This window comes from Verrucomicrobiales bacterium (assembly GCA_016793885.1).
Lineage (GTDB): Bacteria > Verrucomicrobiota > Verrucomicrobiia > Limisphaerales > UBA11320 > UBA11320.
This window is the reverse complement of sequence record JAEUHE010000183.1, coordinates 100905-122704: the sequence shown is the minus strand read 5'-3', so window position 1 is coordinate 122704 and position 21800 is coordinate 100905. Positions and strand designations below refer to the sequence as shown.

At 59.4% G+C, this 21800-nt stretch carries 13 protein-coding genes; 8 read left to right on the top strand and 5 right to left on the bottom strand.

From position 1 onward, the window contains the following. Positions 1–16 precede the first annotated feature (16 nt). The 4 genes from JNN07_21690 to JNN07_21675 all read left to right on the top strand — a co-directional run bounded on the left by JNN07_21690 (position 17) and on the right by JNN07_21675 (position 3198). Entirely contained in the window at positions 17–313 is a 297-nt protein-coding gene (locus JNN07_21690; GenBank protein MBL9170363.1) for a EutN/CcmL family microcompartment protein, read from the top strand. Further along, on the top strand, positions 310–612 hold the full coding sequence (locus tag JNN07_21685) for a hypothetical protein (protein ID MBL9170362.1): 303 nt from the start codon (positions 310–312) through the stop codon (positions 610–612). The genes JNN07_21690 and JNN07_21685 overlap by 4 nt, the downstream gene beginning before the upstream one ends. Before the next feature lie 53 nt (positions 613–665). Continuing rightward, positions 666–1730, top strand: a complete 1065-nt coding sequence (locus JNN07_21680; protein ID MBL9170361.1) for a class II aldolase/adducin family protein — start codon at positions 666–668, stop codon at positions 1728–1730. A gap of 169 nt (positions 1731–1899) precedes the next feature. Then, a complete protein-coding gene (locus tag JNN07_21675) occupies positions 1900–3198 on the top strand; it encodes a hypothetical protein (GenBank protein ID MBL9170360.1) in 1299 nt (432 codons plus the stop codon). A gap of 99 nt (positions 3199–3297) precedes the next feature. Here the strand turns inward: JNN07_21675 and ccsA are convergent, their stop codons facing one another. The 3 genes from ccsA to mutS all read right to left on the bottom strand — a co-directional run bounded on the left by ccsA (position 3298) and on the right by mutS (position 11313). Beyond that, the gene (gene ccsA, locus JNN07_21670) at positions 3298–6561 is read right to left on the bottom strand and encodes a cytochrome c biogenesis protein CcsA (GenBank protein ID MBL9170359.1); all 3264 of its coding nucleotides are present in this window, start codon (positions 6559–6561) and stop codon (positions 3298–3300) included. Positions 6562–6661: 100 nt separating this feature from the next. Beyond that, complete coding sequence (locus JNN07_21665; GenBank protein ID MBL9170358.1) at positions 6662–8182, bottom strand: sigma-70 family RNA polymerase sigma factor; 1521 nt, start codon at positions 8180–8182, stop codon at positions 6662–6664. 563 nt (positions 8183–8745) lie between these two features. Further along, positions 8746–11313: a DNA mismatch repair protein MutS gene (mutS, locus tag JNN07_21660; protein MBL9170357.1), complete on the bottom strand. Its 2568-nt coding sequence runs from the start codon at positions 11311–11313 to the stop codon at positions 8746–8748. A 102-nt stretch (positions 11314–11415) separates the two neighbouring features. Between mutS and sufT the strand changes: the two genes are divergently transcribed. Continuing rightward, positions 11416–11967, top strand: coding sequence for a putative Fe-S cluster assembly protein SufT (gene sufT, locus JNN07_21655; GenBank protein ID MBL9170356.1), 552 nt, complete (start codon positions 11416–11418; stop codon positions 11965–11967). Between the two features lie 7 nt (positions 11968–11974). Here sufT and JNN07_21650 read toward each other — a convergent pair whose 3' ends face one another. Beyond that, complete coding sequence (locus JNN07_21650; protein MBL9170355.1) at positions 11975–14974, bottom strand: PQQ-dependent sugar dehydrogenase; 3000 nt, start codon at positions 14972–14974, stop codon at positions 11975–11977. 215 nt (positions 14975–15189) lie between these two features. Here JNN07_21650 and JNN07_21645 point away from each other — a divergent pair, with 215 nt between their 5' ends. Then, complete coding sequence (locus JNN07_21645; protein ID MBL9170354.1) at positions 15190–17976, top strand: immunoglobulin domain-containing protein; 2787 nt, start codon at positions 15190–15192, stop codon at positions 17974–17976. A gap of 325 nt (positions 17977–18301) precedes the next feature. On the opposite strand, the gene JNN07_21640 is transcribed toward JNN07_21645, so the two are convergent. Beyond that, the gene (locus tag JNN07_21640) at positions 18302–18754 is read right to left on the bottom strand and encodes a hypothetical protein (GenBank protein MBL9170353.1); all 453 of its coding nucleotides are present in this window, start codon (positions 18752–18754) and stop codon (positions 18302–18304) included. A 160-nt stretch (positions 18755–18914) separates the two neighbouring features. On the opposite strand from JNN07_21640, the gene gcvT reads away from it, so the two are divergent. Further along, positions 18915–20060, top strand: a complete 1146-nt coding sequence (gene gcvT / locus JNN07_21635) for a glycine cleavage system aminomethyltransferase GcvT (protein ID MBL9170352.1) — start codon at positions 18915–18917, stop codon at positions 20058–20060. Continuing rightward, positions 20060–21745 (top strand): class I SAM-dependent methyltransferase, encoded by a 1686-nt coding sequence (locus JNN07_21630; protein MBL9170351.1) that lies wholly within the window; start codon positions 20060–20062, stop codon positions 21743–21745. The genes gcvT and JNN07_21630 overlap by 1 nt, the downstream gene beginning before the upstream one ends. Positions 21746–21800 lie beyond the last annotated feature (55 nt).

Sequence of the window (21800 nt, the reverse complement as noted above, 5' to 3'; positions counted from 1 at the left end):
GCCGACTTGAACTGACATGTATCTTGCGCGCGTCGAAGGCAGCCTGACCGCCACCCGAAAGCACCCGAGCTTCGAGGGTTGGCGACTGGTGATCTGCCAGCCGATCTCGCAACAGGGCGCGCCCGAGGGTGTGCCTCAGGTGGCGATCGACTCCCTCGGTGCCGGCATGCATCAACGTGTGATTATTTCGAGCGATGGCTCGGCCGCTCGGTTGGCGGTCGGCGATCCGAAGAGTCCGGTCCGATGGATTATCGTGGGCGTGGTCGACGAAGTGTCGCCGGGCACCACAGCTCTGGAGGACTCGTTGGAATGAGGCTGGGAAGCGTGATTGGACGGGTGACGTTGAGCGTGGTGGTTCCCGAGTTGACGGGAGCGCGCTGGTTGGTCGTGAGCCCGTTCAGCCGAGAACATTTTCAGCAAGGCCCCACTCCGATTGGCGGGGTGAGCAAAGAGCCCAGCCTGGTGGTGTATGACAACCTCGGCGGCGGGGTGGGTGACACCATCGGTTTTGTGGAAGGGCGCGAGGCGGCTCAGCCTTTCGATCAGGCGCCGCCGATCGATGCCATCAATGTGGCTCTGGTAGACACCATTTTTTATAACCCGAAGTCGTGACCCTCGTGGGGTTGCGATGAGTGACTGAAGCGACGAATAACCGCACTGAATTTATGCCCGCTGTCATTACTGCGAAGGATATCGAAGAGCTGATCGCCAAAGGTGGTGATCCCAAAAGCCTGCCGTCTGATGCCATTCTGACCCCGTCGGCCAAGGACATCCTCCGCGAGCTCAGCTCGGGTCGGCGGTCCACTGGCGGGTCGTCCTCCCCGGCTGCGCCCGCGACGGCGACGGCGACGGCGGCTCCGGCGAAGCCGTTGAGCTCCAAGAGCTCCAAGGCTGAGTTGGAAGCGTTCTTCAACTCTCCTTACATGCACAATCTGAAGGAGCAGATTTGTGATATCGGCCGCCGTCTGTGGGGCCGGGCCTATGTCGATGGGAACGGTGGCAACATCGCCATTCGGGTGGGCGAGGACATCGCGCTGTGCACCCCGACTCTGGTCAGCAAGGGGTTCATGCAGCCGGCCGACATGTGCCTGGTGGATTTCGAAGGCAATCAGCTCGCCGGGGTGAAGAAGCGCACCAGCGAAATTCTGATGCACTTGCAGATCATGAAGCGTCAGCCTCGGGCAGCTGCCACGGTTCATTGTCATCCGCCTTACAGCACTGGGTTTGCTGTTGCCGGCATCGAACCTCCGACCTGCATGATTCCCGAGTATGAGGTGTTCTCCTCGGTGGCGATTGCTCCGTATCGCACGCCGGGAACCCCCGAGATGGGGCAGCTCGTCGCGGATCTGGTGGACAAGCACAACACCATCCTGATGGCCAATCATGGTGTCGTATCCTGGAGCCATCTGACCGTGGAGGATGCCTACTTCAAGATGGAGATCTTGGAGGCTTATTGCCGCACCATCCTGGTCGCGGCCCAGTTGGGCAAGCCGCCGCAGACCATGACCCCGAAGCAACTCCAGGATCTACTGAAGATCAAACAGAGCCTGGGAATTCCCGACCCCCGTCTGGGCTTGAAGGAATGTGAGCTGTGCGACAATGCCGAGTGGCGCCCGGGCATCACCTGCGCCGTTCCGGCGAAGTCGGAAACCTCCGGCGCTTTGGATCCTCAAGCGGAAGCGTTGGTCAAGGCGATCACCGACCAGATTCTGGGCGGCGGACGCTCCTAGGCTCCACTGAACCCGGATTGCACATTGTTCATTGTTCATTTCACATTGCACATTTGGGATGATTCCCCGAGCGCAGCGGGCGCTGTTTTCGCTTTTCCCCAATGAAAAATGAGCAATGTGCAATGAACAATTTGAAATCGGGTCCTGTCGCTCAGGCGAACTCTCTCACATGAAATCCCTGGACTCCAAGTTGGCTGAGATTCGCGGGAATCCGCGCTCTCGCTCCTTCATCATCGCAGATGCGAAGGACGCCGATATGGCGTTCGGCGTGCGCGCTCCAGGGCCGCGTGGCTACCTCTCCTCCGCGGGTGCTCGTCCGGCTCAATTCTCGCCCGAAGTTTGGACTCGGGATGAATTTGGGCACCGAAACCTGGTTGAGTTTTTGGATATTATCCGCGAGGTGGTCAGCCAGAAGTTAGTGGATATTATGCTGATGTCCGCCTCGGTGACGGAACAGCTGGCCATCAAGGAAGGGTTGTTCGGCAATTCTCCGGTGACTCCGGCCGCGCGCGCTAACGACACGACGGATGTCTGGGCCGTTCGTCATGGCAGCTACATCAAGCAGCCGGCGCAGCCGTTTCGCAGCGCGACGATCGACCATATCCAATGCGGTCAGGTGGAATGCGATCGCGAGAACGAGGAGTTTCCGGGTGCGAATCTTGGTCTCTACTCGGTCACTTTTGTGAACGAGCTCGAGCAGGATCGCGCCACTCTCGAGGCGTTTAAAGCGTTTCGTGAAGAGGCGGAACGGAAGAAGTTCCGGTATTTTCTGGAGGTCTTTGATCCGAACGTCAATAGCCAGATCGCTCCCGAAAAGCTGGGCGAGTTCATCAACGATAACATTCTGCGCATTCTCGCCGGGGTTACCGAGGCGGGGCGGCCGCAGTTCCTCAAAATCGTCTACCACGGTCCTCGGCTGATGGAGGAGCTGGCGCAGTATGATCCGAATTTAGTGGTCGGCATTTTGGGCGGAAGCGCTGGGACCACTTACGATGCCTTCAAGCTGATCCACGACGCGCAGAAGTATGGCGCGCGGGTCGCGTTGTTCGGTCGCAAGATCAACAACGCGGAGCATCAGTTGGCGTTTATTGAAATGCTGCGACTGATTACCGACGGACGAGTGAGTCCCGAGGAGGCAGTGCGCGCGTATCATGGCGTTCTGCAGGGCAAGGGCATCAAGCCGCGGCTCGCGCTGGAGAAGGATTTGGAACTCACCGATCAGGCCATGAGCTACGGCAGTGGTGGGAATCGTGGGAGTGTTCTGATCCAGAACAATCCGCTGGCCGCCAAGCCAGCTTCGCCCGCTGTTTCCTCTCAGCCCGCCTCGAAGCCTGAAGCCGCCACAGCGGTTACCGCCGCTGCTCCGGCGTGGCCTGTGTTAGCGAGCGGCGCCCCTGATTTCGCATCCATGACGTCGGTGCAGCGCTGCGCCTACGACGTCGCCCGCCTCAAGCGCCGTTTTGGCTGAGAGGGACCGACCCCACCTGTACGTGGGCGGTCCCCGCCCATCCCCGAGCGCTGCGAGCTCCGCGTTCCCCAATCAACGATGTGCGATTGGCTGCTCCCTTCAAATGCCACCTGTGGCGGATTCATCAGGAGGAACGGTTTTGGCAGCATCGGTGGACTCCGATAGGAGGCTTCGCCAGTGGCGGAGCGGCGTCAGGGCCAGCAGCATGAACACGCCTTGTGACGCGACGAACAACACCAACCACTGGAAGCCCTTGTCCATGAATCCGTAAGAATGGAGCCCCACGCCGAGCATGTTGGTGCCGAACCAAGACCACGCCGTGACGATATTGCCGAAGATGGCGGCGGACATCATACCACGTTCTCGAATCATTCCACCCCAGCGCATGTGCAGCAGCGTGGCGTTGGCGAGAACGATCAGTAACGCGCCGTTCTCTTTCGGATCCCAGCCCCAGAAGCGTCCCCAGGATTGATCAGCCCACAAGCCACCAAGAACAGTGCCCACAAACGTGAACAGTGTCGCGAAGCAAACCGTGCCATACACCATACGAGCGAGCCTTTTTGCCCTTGGTTGGCTCAGCGAGCGAGTGAAAATCCCGCGCGCGATGTAAATGATTCCAAGGAACCCGGCGAGGGACGTCGCGGCATAACCGATATTGATGATCACAACGTGGGTGGCCAGCCAGACGTTCGTGTCCAGCACCGCCCGCATCATCTCCAGCGTGTCACCACCGCCCGCAAGATTGTGCGCAATGATCAGCGTCATGAAACCAACGCACGACGCTGTCACCAGACCGATGCCCTCAGGGTAGAGACGCTCCAGAATAATTCCCAGGAACACTGCACCCCATCCGACGAACACCGCCGAAGAGTAGAGATTCGTCACCGGAGGACGGCCTTCCAGCCACATTCGAAAAATCAGGCCGATCGTGTGTAGCGCAAAGGCGAGTATCACCAGGCTGTAAGCCGACTTGCGCAACCACGGGGAAAAGTTCAACCAGAACGCCGCGCCGAGAAGCAGGGCGGCGACATACATGAGCGTCGCTTTGTAGAAGGGCTCTAGATGATTGAAGAGAAACTCCGCCTTACTCTTGCTCATCTCGGAACCGAGACCGCGCTGCACCAGCCATCCTTGATAGTCGCTGACCGCCTTGTTGAAATCGGCAGGCTTATCTGCACGCCAGGATGTGGCTATCGCGGCATAGTAGTCGATCGCCGGATGAAACCTGCCTGATCGCATTGCGAGCAGCAGGTTTGTGCCGATGTTGCTCCATCCCTCCCGGTTGGAATCAACCTCCAGTGGCGGCGCCAGCATGGGAAGGCCCCAGAGAGTCATATTCTGATACCGATTCATGAACAGACTTAGGAGGGCAATACTCCCGTTCGTCGCGATCGCGAGATTTCCGGCCTGATGTTCCTGCACTGCGGTGAGGGCGGGAGGAATTGTCTCTCGAAAGACCTTTAACTCCCCCTGAAAGTCCCGGCTGTCGGCTGGTTGAATGGCGTTCTTGAGGCGATCATAGATGATCATCCCTTGATACAGGTGCATGAGATCTTTTTCGTAGGCGTTACGAAGCTGCGGTTCTCGCCCCTTCTCCTCCTCTATCTTGAGCAGTTGGCGAGCCTCTTTAAGAATCTGATCACGTTTGGGAGCTAACTCGGTGTAAGCAAGCTGCCCTAGTCGGCCTTCCTGAGCACCCAGCAGGTTGCGCAAGTCCAGGCTCTCGATCCGAAAAATCCGACGGTTGTCTGCCTTCTTCGCATCAGCCATCACTTCCAGCAGCCACTCGCGAGCGGAAAGAACCCTTGTTTGCGACGGATCATGGGTCGCAGGCCGGACTGTCTGGGTTCCGTGGATGCTGAGAAGTGTGTTACGTGCGAATGAATCTAAGGGCTGGATGCGACCATTGGCCAGGATTGGTAAGCGTCCAAATTCGTCCAGTTTGAACTCCGTGAGATTCTTAGTCGGCCGCAGGCTGAAAAGAATCCACATCGCGAACGCCGCTGCCAGAAGCCACGAAAACTTTGTTTCTGATGGAATGCCCCGCTTCGGACTTAAGACTCCACCTACGCCCACTGCAGTACTCGAATCCTCCAAAGGAGACGGAACAGAGCTTGGGACGTCTCCTCTTTTAACCGGAGCCGTTCGCCGGCTCGGCGATTCCTTCAGGAACTTGAAAAAATGTATAGAAAAGTGGATCAACAATCCCAGACCCACCACGATGCAGGAGGAATAGGGAGCCAGCCAAGCCGGGTTCCGTACCACCTGGAGGATGGTTCCGGCATCTTTCTCCAGGAACCCCGCTTGATAGTACGTTTCGCCGCCGTAGCGCAATGGGTTGTTCATGGAGATCAACACTTCACGCTCTTCCTGCGTTCGCTCGTTTCGGAGGTGAATGCGACTGGAATAGTCTTTCGGGATATCCGTGCCCTGGTAACGCGCATGAGTGAACTGAATGAGTTCGATGGAATAGGATTTGTAGTAACGCACCGGGCGCAATGAGATCGTGTAGGTTCGGCCGGCGTGGGTGAATTGCTGCGGTTGGTCGGCCAAGGAGTCCATGGGCATGCCTCGCTCGATCTGAAAGTCGCGTAGCCGGTCCTTGTAGCCGTTTTTAGTCAGCCAAGTAGAAACCGACCACTCGCCCAAGGGCTGGTTGGCTGCAATCACTTCCACCAAGGCCGCTGGTTTGTTTTCGTCATTCATTTTCGCGGTGGTAGCCCGCTCTTCCAGACCCATCCTCTGTCCAAACCCCTGGTTTGCAGCGAACCTCTTTCCATTTGCCTGCGAATCGAAAAGGACTGGCGTAGAATTCCGATAGAACTCTTTCACGCGAAGAGTGAAGGGCAATTGCGGATCTTTGATCTCACCTTTGGAGGACAAGAAAGTTTCTGGAATAGCTACAGTCGTGCTATGGAGGGGATCCGTGACGTCTACAATTGCAAGCTCGTGCTTTCGTGCGTCTTCGCTGAAGTTCTTTCGTCCCTGATTCTCAATCACCATGAAGCTTTCCACTTGGAAGATCTCGGTGAAGAACTGCCCGATCAGCAGCACGATGAGCCCGAAATGAATGAGAACGATTCCGGATTTCCTCCAGGACCACTCGAATCGCTGAAGATGCGCAGCGATCAAATTCACGAGCAGCACGCCGCCCAGCAGCCAGCCGCCCGGCCAGACAGGAATTCTCCACTGTGTCCTCTCGGGAGTCCAATAGACGAAGACGCTCTGAAAGTATCGGGCTTGTGTGGCGTGGAGCCCCAATTCGACCTGCGCGAGCGTGCCGATAAACACAAGGATGATGGCGGCGATAAGGCATGCCACCGTGAGCCGTAGAGAGGTGATCAGACGAATGCAGGTTTTCATGAGTAAATCGGTTAACGAAATTTGGAGTACGCGGACATGAGGGATCCCTCCGCATCTTTCTGAAACGGATCAGCCGCTGTGGGAAACCCTGGATGCCTAGCTACGGTGTCGTGGGAGGCCTGAAAATTCTAAGGGGGACGTCCGTGATGATCAAATTCGTGATGGTCAGGACCTCTTCTGACTCGCCTCTGCGGCGGAGAATGCGGCTCGGAAAAGCGATGGTGTCGTAAGGTTGATAGTGCTGAAAAATGTTGGTCTGGAACACGCTCCATTGGGAAGGAGCCCAAACCGAACCGACACGATATTTAGATTCTAAATCAAAGAAATTGGCCGTTTCGACCCCTTGTTGATTCTCCCCAATCCGATAAGCTTTCATTTGCTCGAAGCTCACGAGCTGGACTTTTTTCCCTTGATCCTGGTTGGTCGAAGTAGACCGGTTGACGTTCTCGTACCCTATCAAGAAATCCGTATCCCATTCGAACTGCTCAGCCTGGAGGGGCGCGAGCCAATGAACGGATCCGCCGGGCTCGATCGACCACGCCGCATCCCGGTTTCGTCCTCGAACAAAGCTACCAAGGCCGGCAATCTCGATCGATTCCAGCGCACGGTCGGGTCCTGCGAGCCGAAGTTGGAAAGTGCCTTGTAGTCCACTAAGTTGTTTTTGCCAACTTCCAGACGCGTAGATATGACGGACTGTAGGTTCTCGGTCGGAGCGATCCCCACGATGGCAGGTCATGCATGAGGTGCCCGCTGCCTCGTTTCTGTGTTCGTTCCTCAGCGATTCGGATCCGGATTGCGCGAGGTGCCATCCAATAATCTCGGAGCCTGTGGGGATGTTGCGGCGGCCTGAATGATGAATCGCTAAAAGCAGAGCGATCGGGAGACCCGCGGCCGCTATCATGTGCCTGAGTTTGGTGAGGAACATGGACCGCAGTGACCTCTCGACCAGAGCGAGCACTTTCACCCCCGCCCCGACCCCATCCGCCAAAGCCGCGGTGGAGGTTCGAATGGTGAGACCGACGGGAAAATCGTCATGGGCTGGAGCGCTGGAAAGAAGTTGCTCCATACCGCTTGTCGTCAGAGCGTTTCGGCCTCCGAAATGGCGGCGAAGCTTTTCGATCGCGCGATCCAGGCGTTTTCGAGCAGCTTCTTCACTACAGCCAAGCTCCTCCCCGACTTCGTTCAAACTCTTCGCTTCGAAATACCGCAACAATATGGCCGCTCGTTCGATTTCGCTCAGTCGTGACAACGCTTGATCTAGCTGTTGTTCAGCCTGCTCCCATTGGTCTTCCTGCTCCGAATGCAATGAACTGCTTTGTGTGGCTTCCTTCTCGCGCTTTCTCCGCCGGGCTTCGCTTTTGATTACGTCGCATGCGATGAACCGTGCGGTTCGATAGAGCCATCCGGAAAGGATGCACCTCTTCGGGATGGTGCCAGCCTTTCTGGCCAGCAGGACAAAGACTGCCTGAGTTACGTCCTCAGCTAGGTGCGCATCGTTTACCTGGCGAAGGGCCGCGGAGTAGACCAAGCCAATATGACGATCGACCAAGGCACCGAAGGCCGCCTCGCAGCGATTCGTTGCGAATTCGTTCAGCAGATCGTGGTCTGATCTTTTGTCCATGTGTCGGTTTCCACTGTATGATGGCCACCGACTCCAAAAGCGGACAGACTTTTCCGCGGGTCTTATTTCCGGGTCAGGACCGCCAGGATCCCCGCCGGGGGGGCGGGGAAGCGGTAGAGGGCTCTCATCCTTGCCGGAGGCTAAACACGAGGTGGACGTAAGGTAGGGAGAGACTCCGTCGAGCCCATAATGGCCCCAGGCTCTCCTGCACAACAACGGGTCAGCCCGATAAGGCCTCTCGATTTTGATCGCCCATCAACGCTGGTCGCCGTGACTCACTAAACTCTTTCCCACGTGGGGCATGCATGGGCTCGACGGAGTCTCCCCCTCCCAATCTTTCTCGGCGAGCGAAACGAAGGCTCTCCGTTTCCAACGGTTTGGTCTCATAGACCCTCTCGTTCTGTAGGGGACGAGGTCACGAGTCCTTGGCGTCCGCCTATCCCTGAGACGTTGCCCTTCACGCAAGGTGGCCCGAAGCCTTCTAACGGTCCGTCTACGCTGGCAGCTACGACGTGACAAGTCGACTCCTACAGGGGAAGCGGGCCGACCTTCCCCACCTGTCTCTACTTCGCGAACAGATCGAGCTGGGCGGTGGGGGCCAGCCTGCGGAGTTTCTCCCGCTCGGCCTTCTGACGTGCCTGCGGCTTCACGTTGCCTTCAGGGGTCAGCTCACTCTCTTCCAAGTTGCCCAGAATCTGCTTGGCCCGCTCCACCACCGTTTTGGGCACGCCTGCTAGCCGTGCCACCTGAATGCCGTAGCTCTTATCGGTTCCGCCCTCGAGGATCTTTCTCAGGAACACGATCTGATCGTTCCATTCCCTCACGGCCACATTGTAGTTCTTGAGCCGCTTGAGTCGCTGGGCGAGTTCGGTCAGCTCGTGGTAGTGAGTGGCGAACAGAGTTTTCGCCCCTACCGCGTTGTGCAGGTGCTCCACGATGGACCAGGCCAGGCTTAGTCCGTCGAAGGTGCTGGTGCCGCGTCCGATCTCATCCAGCACGATCAAACTTTTGGGCGTGGCATTGTTGAGAATGTTGGCGGTCTCGCTCATCTCGACCATGAAGGTCGATTGCCCCCGCGACAGATCATCGCTCGCCCCGATTCGGGTGAACACGCGGTCGAGTAGATCGATCCGCGCCTCGGCCGCCGGCAGGAACGACCCGGTGTGGGCGAGTAGCGCCAGCAGAGCCACCTGACGCAGATAGGTGCTCTTACCCGCCATGTTGGGACCGGTGATCAATGCGATTTGGCAGTGGGCCAGATCCAGCTCGGTGTCGTTGGCAACAAAACGCTCTTCCGTCAGCGTCTGTTCCAAAACCGGATGCCTTCCATCGCGAATGTTCAGAACTCCTTCTTCGGCCACCACCGGCTGCACGTATTGGTGGAGCCTCGCGGTCTCCGCAAAGCTGCCTAGCACATCCAGCTGTGCTAGCGCGGCGGCCGTCTCTTGAATGGGTTTGAGCCAGCTCAACACTTCCTCGCGCACTTTGAGGAACAGCTCATACTCGAGCTTCGTGCTGCGCTCCTCCGCTCCCAGGATGCGTCCCTCGACTTCCTTGAGTTCGGGAGTGATGAACCGCTCCGCATTGGCTACGGTTTGTTTGCGGATGTAATGCGCGGGAACCTTGTCGAGATTGCTCTTGGTGATCTCGATGTAGTAACCGAAGACCGAGTTGAAGCGGACCTTGAGGGAGGCGATCCCGGTTCGCTCGATTTCATCCTGCTGCAGTTTCGCCACCCAATCTTTGCCTTCACGGGCGCCGATCCGGATGTCGTCGAGGGCGGGATCAAAGCCCTCCCGGATCAGGCCACCTTCCTTGAGCGCCAAGGGAGGCTCGTCCACAATGGCCCGACTGATCAGTTCGACCAGGGCAGGTTGTGGTGTGATCTGGCCGGCTAATTCTTCGAGTAGGCCCAATGCGCTGGGGTCGGCCTCGTTGATGAGGGCCTCATCGTCCGGTTGGAGCCGGGCGGATTCCAGCGTTTGTTCCATCAGGGATTTAAGGGCGGGCAGGGGCTCGAGGCCTTGGCGGAGCGCGGTCAGATCACGGCCGTTCCCGGAGCCGATGCTCAATCGTCCCATGGTTCGCTCCAGATCACGCACGCCTTTGAGCAGTGCGCGGAGTTGATCGAGCACACTTGGGTCGTTGATGAATTGGGCGATGACTGCCTGCCGCGAACGGATAGCCAGGGCATTGGAGAGAGGCTGCGAGAGCCAGTCCCGCAAGCGACGCGCGCCCATCGGGGTGGTGGTGCGGTTCAGAGCGCCGAAGAGCGTCGCTTCTTTCGGTGCATCCCGATGCAGCGGCTCCAGGATTTCAAGATGTCGCAGGGTGGTGCTGTCGAGAATGAGGTAGTCTGCCGCCTCATAAGTGCTCAAGCGCAGGAGATGCGACACATCCCGACGCAGATGCTGGGCGAGGTAGTGCAGAGCGGCACCGACGGCGCCGACCGCCGCTGATTTGTTGCGCAGTCCAAAGCCATCCAAGGAGGCGACCTTGAAATGCTCACGCACGGTATACAGCGCCGTCTCCGGGGCGAACACCCAGTCGTCGTAACCGTTCAGCCCGGAGACCCGAGTGAGCAGCAAGTCGCGGAGCTTGCTGGCTTCCATGGGAAGAATGGTTTCGGCTGGGCGCAATCGATCGATCTCGGTGACCAACGCGGCCTCGCTCTCGAGCTGGGTTGCCTTGAAGTCGCCGGTGGTCAGATCAACCACCGCCAGTCCGTAGGCGGAGCCGTGCTGACAGACCGAGGCGAGAAAGTTGTTCCGTTCCGCCACCAGCATCCGCTCATCGAAGTGGGTGCCGGGGCTCAGAATCTGAGTGACCTCCCGTTTGACCAATTGTCCGGGCTTGGCCTCCTCCATCTGGTCGCAGATCGCCACCTTGCGGCCGGCCTTCAGCATGCGGCTGATGTAGGTGTTGGCGGCATGGTAGGGGATCCCGCACATCGGGATCACCCCGCGCTTGGTCAACGCCACGTTGAGGATCTGGGATCCGGCCTGCGCATCCTCAAAAAACATCTCGTAGAAGTCCCCCAGGCGAAACAGCAGCAGCGCATCTTTGGGCAGTTCGCCCTTGATACGTCGATACTGGGCCATCATTGGAGTGAGTTGGGGCTCGGCTGACATCGGGGGCGGAGCTTAGACCCGTTGGCCCCCCTGGGCAATCGCGAAGAAATCCTGCCTGAAAGCCGTTGCGCGTCCCGGTGCATCGGCTACATTGGCCGAACTATGACGGACGTGACTTCCACTGAATTGTTGCGGGAATGTACTGCGGTTCAGATCCCCTATGGCTCCTCCGCGGTCCTCCCCAAAGGCACCCAGGTCGACATCATCCAGACGCTGGGGGGAACCTTCACAATTCGCACGCCCGAAGGCATGTTCCGCATCGCGGGCAAGGATGCCGATGCCCTGGGGGTGCCGGTGCCCCCCGAAGCCGTCGCCAAGCCAGCCACAGTCACTCCCGGGGTGGTTGATGAGAAGCTGATCTGGGACACTCTCCGGACCTGCTACGATCCTGAGATCCCGGTCAACATCGTGGATCTGGGCCTGGTGTATGACATGGCGATCGATAGGCTGCCGAGCGGCCATAGCAAGGTGAGCGTGAAGATGACCCTCACCGCGCCCGGCTGCGGCATGGGTGCCACCATCGCAGGCGACGCTCAGCAGAAGATTCTGATGCTGGACGGTATCGAAGAGGCGTCGGTCGATATCGTCTGGGATCCCCCCTGGCATCAGTCCATGATTACCGAGCAGGGGCGGCGGATCCTTGGTCTGGAGTAGAACCCACTCACTCCCCCCGGAGTGCAGTGAGATACGCCAGTAAGTCGGCTACTTCCTCGGCAGTGGATTGGCTCAACAAGCCTTCTGGCATCAGCGACGTTCCGGATTTAAGCAGGCTCCGCACGTTGCTGCGTGGCAGCGAGTGCAGGCTCCCCGTCGTGTCCTTTAGAACAATGTGGTCGGGCGACTCCTGGACCAAGCAGCCTGTGTAGCTTTCCCCGTCGGCGGCTTCCGCGGTCCAGGTTGCGTAGGCCGGGTCGATCAACAGGTTGGGCTCCAAAATATGACGGAGGATCTGGTCTTTAGTGTACTTCTTGGCGACCTGACTCAGATCAGGCCCGATCGCTTTTCCGGCGCCCTGTGCGGTGTGACAATTCTGGCATTGCAGCCCCGCTGAGGAGAAGAAGAGTCCCTTGCCGCGTTCGGAGCTTCCGGGAAGAGCGATAAGGGCTTCGACATCGGGCTCGGTTCCAATGACTTGGCGTCGAGCGTGCGCGGGGAGAAGCGGGGCAAGCAGATCCCGCACTAGGGGGGATTCTGCGTTTTGGGCCAAATTGAGGATGCCCTGGTCCAGGACGGTGGGCGAGCTCCGTTCCGCGATGGCTAGGCGCAGCGCCAGTGCTCCCTGGGGCGATTGGATGAGTGCAGCGAACTGCCCCTGAGAGTGGGTGCCGGGGGATCCGAGCTGAGGCAGCACTGCGCGAGCCGCTGAGAGCAGGCGAGGGTGATGGGACACCAGGTTCGAACTGGGCATCTCCTGAATCCAACGAGCGAGCAGGTTCAGTCCGGTCTCGTCAACGAGACTCGATCCCAGGTACGGCATATGCGAACTTCCCAGCTTGGCGAATCGGTAGAGTAGGAGCGAGTTGAGCGGGTCGCCTGGACTGAGTAAGGGTGCGTTGGTCAGGCCCAGGTGACCTTGCACCGGTCGGGCTTGCACGAGGCTCAGGTCTGCAAGCGACGGTTCCAGATTCAGCTTCACCAGCACCGCGCCGCCGGCGTTGTCTCGATGGCAATGTCCGCACTGCGCATGCAGGTAGGAACGGGCTCGATCGGGCAGGGCGTGGGTCGATTCGTGCGGGTTGACGGCGGAGGCCTTGATTGGCTCGGTCAACGTGATGAGTCCCAGCGCGCTCAGACGCTTCGCTTCGGTATCGAACTCGGTCGAGGTCGAGGTCGAGGTCGAGGTCGAGGTCGAGGCTGGGGGCACGGCCCGAGCGAGCTGTGATGGATTGAATCCCAGTAGGGTTCCATTCCAGGGATTATGGCAGCGGAGGCATTCACTGCGGCTGTGATGCCGCCAGTTCAGGGTTTCTTTCCCGGCGGGCAAGCGTTCACCTTGGATGGATAGGGTCTGCTGAGCGCCCGCAGCCGGTACGAGCACGGCGTCGGTCTGGTCCTCGTTCCACCGATAGGTATATGCATTCCAGCCGAGCCCGTTGAAATGGAGCACCTGGGTCTCCAGGTGTCGGCGCGTCTGGGGATCGGATCGACGGGTTTCGATGGTGACGGTCCGGGCTAGTACTGTGTTGGTGGGAACGAGATCCCGTGGCGCCTGCCAATAGCTGGTGGTGAAACGAACCGGCTGCAGCGACGGAAGTCCAATCCATCGTCGAGCCGTCGCTCCATCGTTCCAGAGCGGAGAGGCGACATTAAATTCATAAACACCCGCGGCCGGGACCTGGTCCTTGACCGAGCTGAACAGGCCGGTCTCACTCAGTCGCTTTGGGAAGGGATCTTTCGACTGAGCCACCGGGTTGCGAGCAAGCGCATACAACCCGCCCCCCACATAGTCGAGAAAGTAGAGTTCCTGATCAGCTGACTCTCCAAAAGCAACGAGCTTCAGTCCGGTTGAAGCAATCTCAACTCGCTCCGTGAGCCGCCCCTGATCGTGGCGGAGTGCCCACATGCGGCCGGTTTCCCAATCGCCGTAAACATAGGCGCCCCGCAACGCGGGCAAGCGTTCTCCGCGATAGAAATAGCCGCCTGTGATGGAGGCTGCTTCTTCGTGACTGTGGGCCACGATCGGTTTTTCTAGGGGAGTCGGACCGCGCTTCTGGTCGGTTCGCACCTTCTGACTTCCTTCGAGGATTGACCAGCCGCAGTTCATTCCAGGCCGGTCAAGTCGGAACACCGACTCCCATAACTCCCAGCCGACGTCGGCGACCCACAGCACCGACGTGCCAGGCTCAAAACTCATCCGCCAGGGATTGCGCAGTCCGTAAGCCCAGACTTCGGGACGGGCGTTTGGAGTGTGTAGGAATGGATTGTCGGACGGGATTCGGTAGGGGCGTGAGCCGTCCGATGCGCTGACATCGATGCGCAAAATGCTGCTCAGCAGGTCACTGATGTCCTGGCCGGTGTTGAGGGGGTCGGGCGGGCTGGGCGAAGCTTGATCGCCGGTGCTGATGTAGAGCATTCCGTCGGCTCCGAACTGCAGGCTGCCACCATTGTGCCCGCCGGATGGGAACGTCAGAATGATTTCCTCCGATGCGGGATCGACAGTGGGTGGGGTGAGCGTTGTGACTCTGAAACGGGAAACCCGGGTGCCATCTGGCACATCGCGGTTCAGGGTGTAGCAAAGAAAGAGTTGGCGATTGGTGGCGAACCCCGGGTGGAAGCTCAATCCGTAGGCGGATCCGAACTGGGGAATCTTTGCTTTGAGATCTAACGCAAGGTCCGGTTTGGCGCTCGGGTCGGATAGCTTGAGGGAGAACAGTTTCCCGGATTGCTCCAGAACGAAGAGGTGAGGCAGGGAGGGGGTTGAAGCCAACTCAAGGGGATCTTTGAATTTCACCTCGGGCCGGATTCGTTCCGCCACCGCGAGGGGTGGTGGTTCTGGAGACCCTTGAACCCGCGAGCTCGTCCAAGCCACGCGTTGGGCCTGGGCCCCGCTGGACCCGGGAGTGACCAAGCCGGTCCAGCTGAGAAAAAAGACGAGCAGGGACAGACACCCGGTTGGATGCCATGCGGGCGTCGTGGCCGGAACTGGTTTCTCGCTGCGCATGGAATGACACTAGGATTCCTCATCGCGGGGAATCGAGGCAAATGCGGAAAAAACGCTCGTGATGCTTCGCCGCCGGCCATGTCCAATGCAGCAGTTGCCCAGGAAAACAGGGGCTTAGCGTCCGGCTTGGCGAGTACCACGCTTGCCTTCGGAGGTTAAATCCCTGATAGTGTGATCTGCCCGGTTCTTGTGGAATTGAACTAAATATGTATCCAATGAGGAGTTGTGCGCAATCGCGATCCGCGATAGCGCGTCGCACGTTTGTGGCCGTTGTTTTCCTGGGTCTTTCCCATTTGGTAGGTTTGAGTTCGGCAGTAGCCGCTGAAACGCAGGGCGACGGGGTGGGATGGGGTGATTCCAGTGTGGGACAGGCAACGCTTCCCTCCAATCTGGGGAAGGTCATCGCCCTCTCCGCGGGGCGTTCTCACAGTTTGGCGATTCGACCTGACGGATCCGTCGTTGCTTGGGGGGGAGGTATCGCCGTGCCGTCAGGCACGCCTCGAGCCAAAGCGGTGGCGGCCGGAGGATTTCACAGTTTGGTTTTGGCGACCAACAATCTCGTTTTCGGATGGAGCACCGACGAGCAGCTCCGCGTTCCGGGAAATCTGGGCGCGGTCAATGCCATCGCGGCGGGCGATTTGCATGGCCTGGCGTTGCGGCCCAATGGAACGGTGGTGGGTTGGGGCTACAACGATCGTCAACAGATCGCGGTCCCGAGCGGTTTGGCAAGTGTGGTGGCGATCGCCGCCGGGGAGGGACACTCGCTGGCCCTCCGCGCTGATGGAACGGTGGTGGGTTGGGGTGACAACACGTTTGGGCAGGCGCCCCGCACCCCCGCGCTTCAAGGACGCATGAAGGCCATCGCTGCGGGAGGGAACCACAGTCTGGCCTTGCGGGAGGACGGTCGGGTGTTCGCGTGGGGTGATAATTCCTTCGGACAGATCGCCGTCCCTTCTGATCTGGGCGCTGTCATCGCCATCGGGGCGGGAGCCAATTTTAGCGTCGCCCTGCGATCGGATCGCACCGTGCGGGTTTGGGGCGACAATACCTTTGGGCAGTGGAATCCGCCGTCGGGTTTGACCAATGTCTATCGAATCGCCATTGGATCGACGCACGCTCTGGCGATGGTGGTGGATCTTCCCACCATCGCAACTCAACCCGAGGACCGACGTGCGTTGATCGGAACTTCCACGACCTTCACGGTCGTTGCCGCAGGCGGTCAACCCTTGACGTATCAATGGCGCTTGAACGGTAACAATCTCACGATTGCTGGAGCCACGACGCCCAGCCTGACGGTGTCGAACCTACGCCTTCAGGATGCGGGCGCTTATTCGGTTCTGGTTTCCAACGGGGCGGGATCCGTCGTGAGTCGCAACGCCAGCCTGGTCGTCGAAGCGCCCCCGGTGATTCAAGTTCCACCTCAAGGGGGAACATTTCCGGCAGGGGGCACGGTGACTCTGACCGTGGAGGCGTCGGGAGAAGGATTGGTCTATCGGTGGCGAAAGGACGGTACGGTGGTTCCCGGTGCCAACTTCGAGCAGTACACTTTGGCTCCGCTCAAGCTGAGTGACGCGGCTTCCTATGATGTGGTGGTCACCAACATTTATGGTGCCGTAACCAGCGCCGTGGCCCGCGTGGAGGTGAAGCCGGTACCCACTTTCATTCGCACACCGGTCGGGTTCACCGCATTTCCAGGCACGTTTGGGGTTTTGTCCGTAGAGGCGGCCGACACGGTGGGCTACCAGTGGCTCAGGAATGGAAACCCCGTTGGGGGCGCTACCACACCGACGCTCACGTTCAGCCCCGTCACCGCGGCGCATGCGGGTGGGTATTCCGTTCGAATCACGAATCCCTGGGGTACCAACACGAGCCCGGTGGTTCAGGTGGTTGTGTCGGCCCCAGCTTCTTTTTCCGAAGTTGTGGGCTGGGGCGAGGCGAGTCTGTGGAATGGATCCTCGTTTGTGTCGGTCGAGCCGCCGGTAGGGTTGAGTTCCATCAAACAGGTAGCGGCGGGACGACTCCATTCCCTGGCTCTTACTACCGCCGGCACCGTGTACGGATGGGGAGACAATCAACACGGGGAAAGCCTCATCCCCGCCGGCTTGGGAGTGGTCAGCACGATCGCTGCCGGAGATGGCTTTAGTGTGGCGATCCGGCAGGACAGCACAGTGGTGGCCTGGGGACGATCGGACGAGCAGCAGACTGCCGTCAGTTCCGCCGCGACCAACGTGGTGGCGGTGTCAGCCGGCACCTCTCATACTCTGGCGCTGCTCCAGGATCGCCGCCTGATTGCCTGGGGAAGTCAGCATGCGGGCGAATCCGTCATTCCTGCCGGAGTTGGCCAAGCCGTGGCTATCGCCGCCGGCCATGACTTCAACCTCGTTCTGCTGGAGAACGGAACGGTGACCGGCTGGGGGCGTAATGAATTTGGCCAGCGTCGGCCGCCCGCATCGCTGAGCAATGTCGTTTCCATTGCGGCTGGACGAGCCCATGGTCTCGCCCTCCGGACGGATGGTTCCGTCGTGGCCTGGGGTGACAATGGCCATGGTCAATCCACGGTGCCGGAGCTTCCTCTCCCAGCTATTGCGATTGCCGCTGGATCGGATCATTGCCTGGCCCTGCTGGCGAACAATCACGTCATCGCGTGGGGTAGCACGAGCGCAGGACAATCCGAGGTTCCCTCGGTATTGAATTCCGTTCGTGGCATCTGCGCGGGTTGGGATCGCAGCCTCGCCATCCGAACTCAGGGCACGAGGATCGGCTCGATTCAGATCGTCGCGGGAAGGCTGCGTTTGGTGCTCGCTTCTGCCGATGGGTCGGCGATCGATGCCGGTCGGGTGTCCAAGCTTCAGGTCTATCGAACCACGGGCTTGCTCCTGCCCCTAGATCAATGGACGCTGCTGCCACCGCCCGTGGTTTCTGAGACGGGCGAGGTGCGGCTCCTAGATTCCGTGTCCACTGCTCCTGGTCCCCTGTTTTATCGAGTCATCGAGCGGCCTTGAACCCGCGGGCGCTCTCCATGAACTCTTTCCTCTCCGCGCCTCCGCGAGAGATTTCGGCAGTCCTTCCGAGTCAGGGTAGGGATCTTTTCTCGCGGAGGCGCGGAGAACGCGGGGGAGCCCTCAATCAGTGAGAACCGAAGGATCGTGCAGATCAGCCCGATCGTAGCCAGCTCCCCTCCATGAACCAAGCCTCGTCACCTCGGCTCCTACACTCCCAACGGCTGTAGGGGACGAGGTTGAACGTGTCGCTTCTCAGATCGGTGTGGTCTGCATGATCCGTCGGCAATATGTCCCGGTTCCTATCTCCGACGGTCCGTCTCTGCTGCTAGGGTTTCGGCAACGTGCGATCGATTCGTTGCTTGAGCTCGTTGTATTTCACCAGGCTGAGGATCAGAAGCACCAGTGCGGCGATCCCCGCTGCCGCTCCGTAGAGCGGGATGGCGACACCGGCGACAGCAAGTCCGGAGTACCAAGTGCCGATAGTCTTTCCGCAGTCGCCCACATCAGACTGTCCTTGAGCGGCGAAGTACGAGGCGAACGAATCCGGCACTCGACGAAAGACAAAGAAATTCCAGATCAGGCTGAAGCAAGGGATGAGCAGCAGCCAGATCATCGCGGGCTCGATGCGGCGGTGCTCGGCGGGAACTCTCTGCAGGCTTTGGATGATCAGATAGCAAATCGTTCCCTTGACCGCTAGGTAGAGCACGAATGCCACAAAGGCCACGATGACTACCGTGATCATCGGTAGCTGGTTCAAGAAGTTGGTGTTGGGCATCATAGTGGCGCCTTGCGGCATTCGTTCGGAGTGTCGGTGCGTCGGGCTGCGATTGCTTTCATTCTACGCTGCCCGCCCGCCATGAAACGGAAAGTGCCAAGCTTCTGTCAAAACAAACCATGTCATTGACGGTGCGGCGTGAGCTGCTAGCGTCCGACATCGGATGACACTCAAACGAACTCCATTGTTTTCCGCGCATCAGCGCGCTGGCGGTAAGCTCATCGAATTCGGCGGATGGGAGATGCCGGTCCAATATTCCAGCATCGTCGACGAGCACCTAGCCGTTCGGAAGTCTGCCGGCCTGTTCGACATTGCTCACATGGGCGAGGTGCAGGTGCGCGGAGCCGGAGCCCTGGCATTCTTGAACGGATTGCTGACCAACGATCTGCGCAAGTTGGCTGTGGGGGAGGGACAATACACCCTGATGTGCAATGAGGCGGGCGGGGTGATTGACGACCTCTACGCTTATCGGATCGCCGACAACGAGTTCTTCCTCATCATCAATGCCTCGCGCATCGAGCCTGACGTGGCGTGGATGAAATCCCGGCTCGAATCCTTCGTTGACCGCACCCAGGTCGAGTTCCGCGATATGTCGGACGCCTATGGTGCCGTGGCACTTCAGGGACCGAAGACGCCCCTCTTCATTGATTCTTGTTTTCCGGGTGGCTCCATCGGCGGTATGCAGGTGACCGCAGCCAGCCAACTTAAGAAAAACCAGATCGGAGTGTTTAGCTCCAAGGACATCGGCACAGTGTTGGTGGCGCGCACGGGCTATACCGGTGAGGAAGGGTTTGAGATCATAACCCGTGCTGAGTTTACGGAAGCGGTTTGGAACCAGATTTTAGCCGCCGGACATCCCTTCTGCTGCCAGCCTGCAGGGCTCGGTGCCCGCGATACGCTTCGCACCGAGATGGGCTATCCGCTCTACGGTCACGAACTGGACGAGCAAACAACCCCGATCGAGGCGGGATTGGGCTTCTTCGTGGCGCTGGATAAGGGTGAATTCTGTGGTCGCTCGGTCCTTGCGCGGCAAAAAGCCGAGGGGATCACCAGGCGCTGCGTGGCGTTTCGTATGGCCGAGAAGACCGCACCACCGCGGCCCCATTACCCCATCTGGAGTGTGGGGCCGGATGCCAAGGTGCTAGGCCAGGTGGTCAGCGGGACTCAGAGTCCCTCGTTGGGATGCGGCATCGGCATGGGCTACGTGCCGCCGGCGTTCGCCGAGATCGGCACCGCCATTGAGATCGAGGTGCGCGGCCGACGCTGGCCGGCCAACGTCGTGAAGAAGCCGATCTTCAAGCGGAGCTGATGGGTTCTCCGGTCCCTCCATTTACGGATGCCCTGCCTCGATTGATTCTTTTTGAGGACGATCATCTGCTGGTGATCGCCAAGCCGGCTGGATGGAACACCCATGCTCCGTCGCCCTACGCCAACGAAGGTGTCTATGACTTTCTGCGACACCGTGAGCCTCGCTGGGCGAGCCTGGCGATCATGCATCGACTGGACAAGGAAACCTCCGGGGTGCTGGTGTTTACCAAGACCCCCGAGGCGAACAAGTCGCTCACGCTTCAGTTTACCGGCCGGGAGGTCTCTAAATCTTACCTGCTCCTGACCGAGCAATCGCCGAAAGAGAAAGACTTCTCGGTCAAGTCCGACTTGATCCGACTGGGCGAACGCTATGGGAGCCGACCGGGAGGACAGCCAGCCGAGACGCATTTCACGGTCCTGGGCACAGTGGCGCGTCGTGGGGCAGGGGGGCGACCCTTCACGGTGGTGCGTGCGGAACCTCTGACCGGAAGAACGCATCAGATTCGCGTGCATGCGTCGGAGCGCGGATTTCCTATTTGGGGGGACACTCTTTACGGAGGGGCTCCGGCTGCTCGAGTCTTTCTGCATGCGGCTGAGCTGTCGTTCCGTCATCCGAAGAGCGGAGAGACGCTCGAGTTTCGTTCACCGGCTCCGTGGGACAAAGCCAACGAGTTTCCGGGGGGGGATGATCCTGATTCGGCTGCCACTCCAGCATTTGTGGATCCGGCTCTGACCGATGGGTACCGGGTCATTCATGGAGCAAGCCACGACTGGCCCGGCTGCTTCGTGGATCGGTTGGGGGAGTATCTATTGGCGCAGAGCGAGGAGCCGCTGACCCGTAGTCAACAAGCCACGCTCAGCGCGGCGGTGGGTGGAGGGACTGAGCGGGGGGCGGCTGCGGTCGTTCGAGGGGTTTATCACAAGCTGCTGCTGCGGCGCATTCGAGGGACGGCACCTCAGTCAGTGTCGCCGGTTCTGATCCACGGTGACGCGGCTCCGGAGAGGTTTGTCCTGCGTGAGAACGGGCTGAAGTTCGAGTTGAGTTTTCAGGAAGGTTATTCGGTGGGCATCTTTTTGGATCAGCGGGACAATCGTCGGCGCTGTCTGACCGGCCATGTGGCGGCCGGTTTCGATCTGGGAGCCAGGCAGCCGTCGGGGGCAAAGCCCGAGTTATTGAACACCTTTGCCTACACCTGTGCGTTTTCGGTGGCCGCGGCGGCTGGGGGATGGCGCACCACCAGCCTGGATTTGTCCAAAAAATATCTGGAGTGGGGAAAGCGTAATTTCGTTCTGAACGGCCTCGATCCGGCGGAACATGATTCGGTGTTTGGCGACACCTTTGATTGGTTCAGGCGATGGGCGAAGAAGGGACGCCAGTTTGACGCGGTGATCCTGGACCCGCCGACCTTTTCGGAATCCAAGGAACATGGGCGTTTTCAGGCGGAGAAGGATTACGGGGATCTAGTGACTGGGGCGCTGGGAGTGTTGGCGCCTCGAGGAGTCATTTTGGCATCGACCAACGCGGCACGACTGGAGCCGGAGAAATTTGTGGAGACCGTCCTCGCGGCCGTTCAGCGATCGGGCCGGAAGGTCGAGCGTCATCATTATGTGGCTCAGCCCCCTGATTTCCCGATCACGCGCGAGGAGCCGGGCTATTTGAAGACGCTTTGGGTGCGGACGGCATGAATTTCTGCTTGCTTGGCGGATGATTTGGTCGATTATCCCTAACCCTACGGTTGAC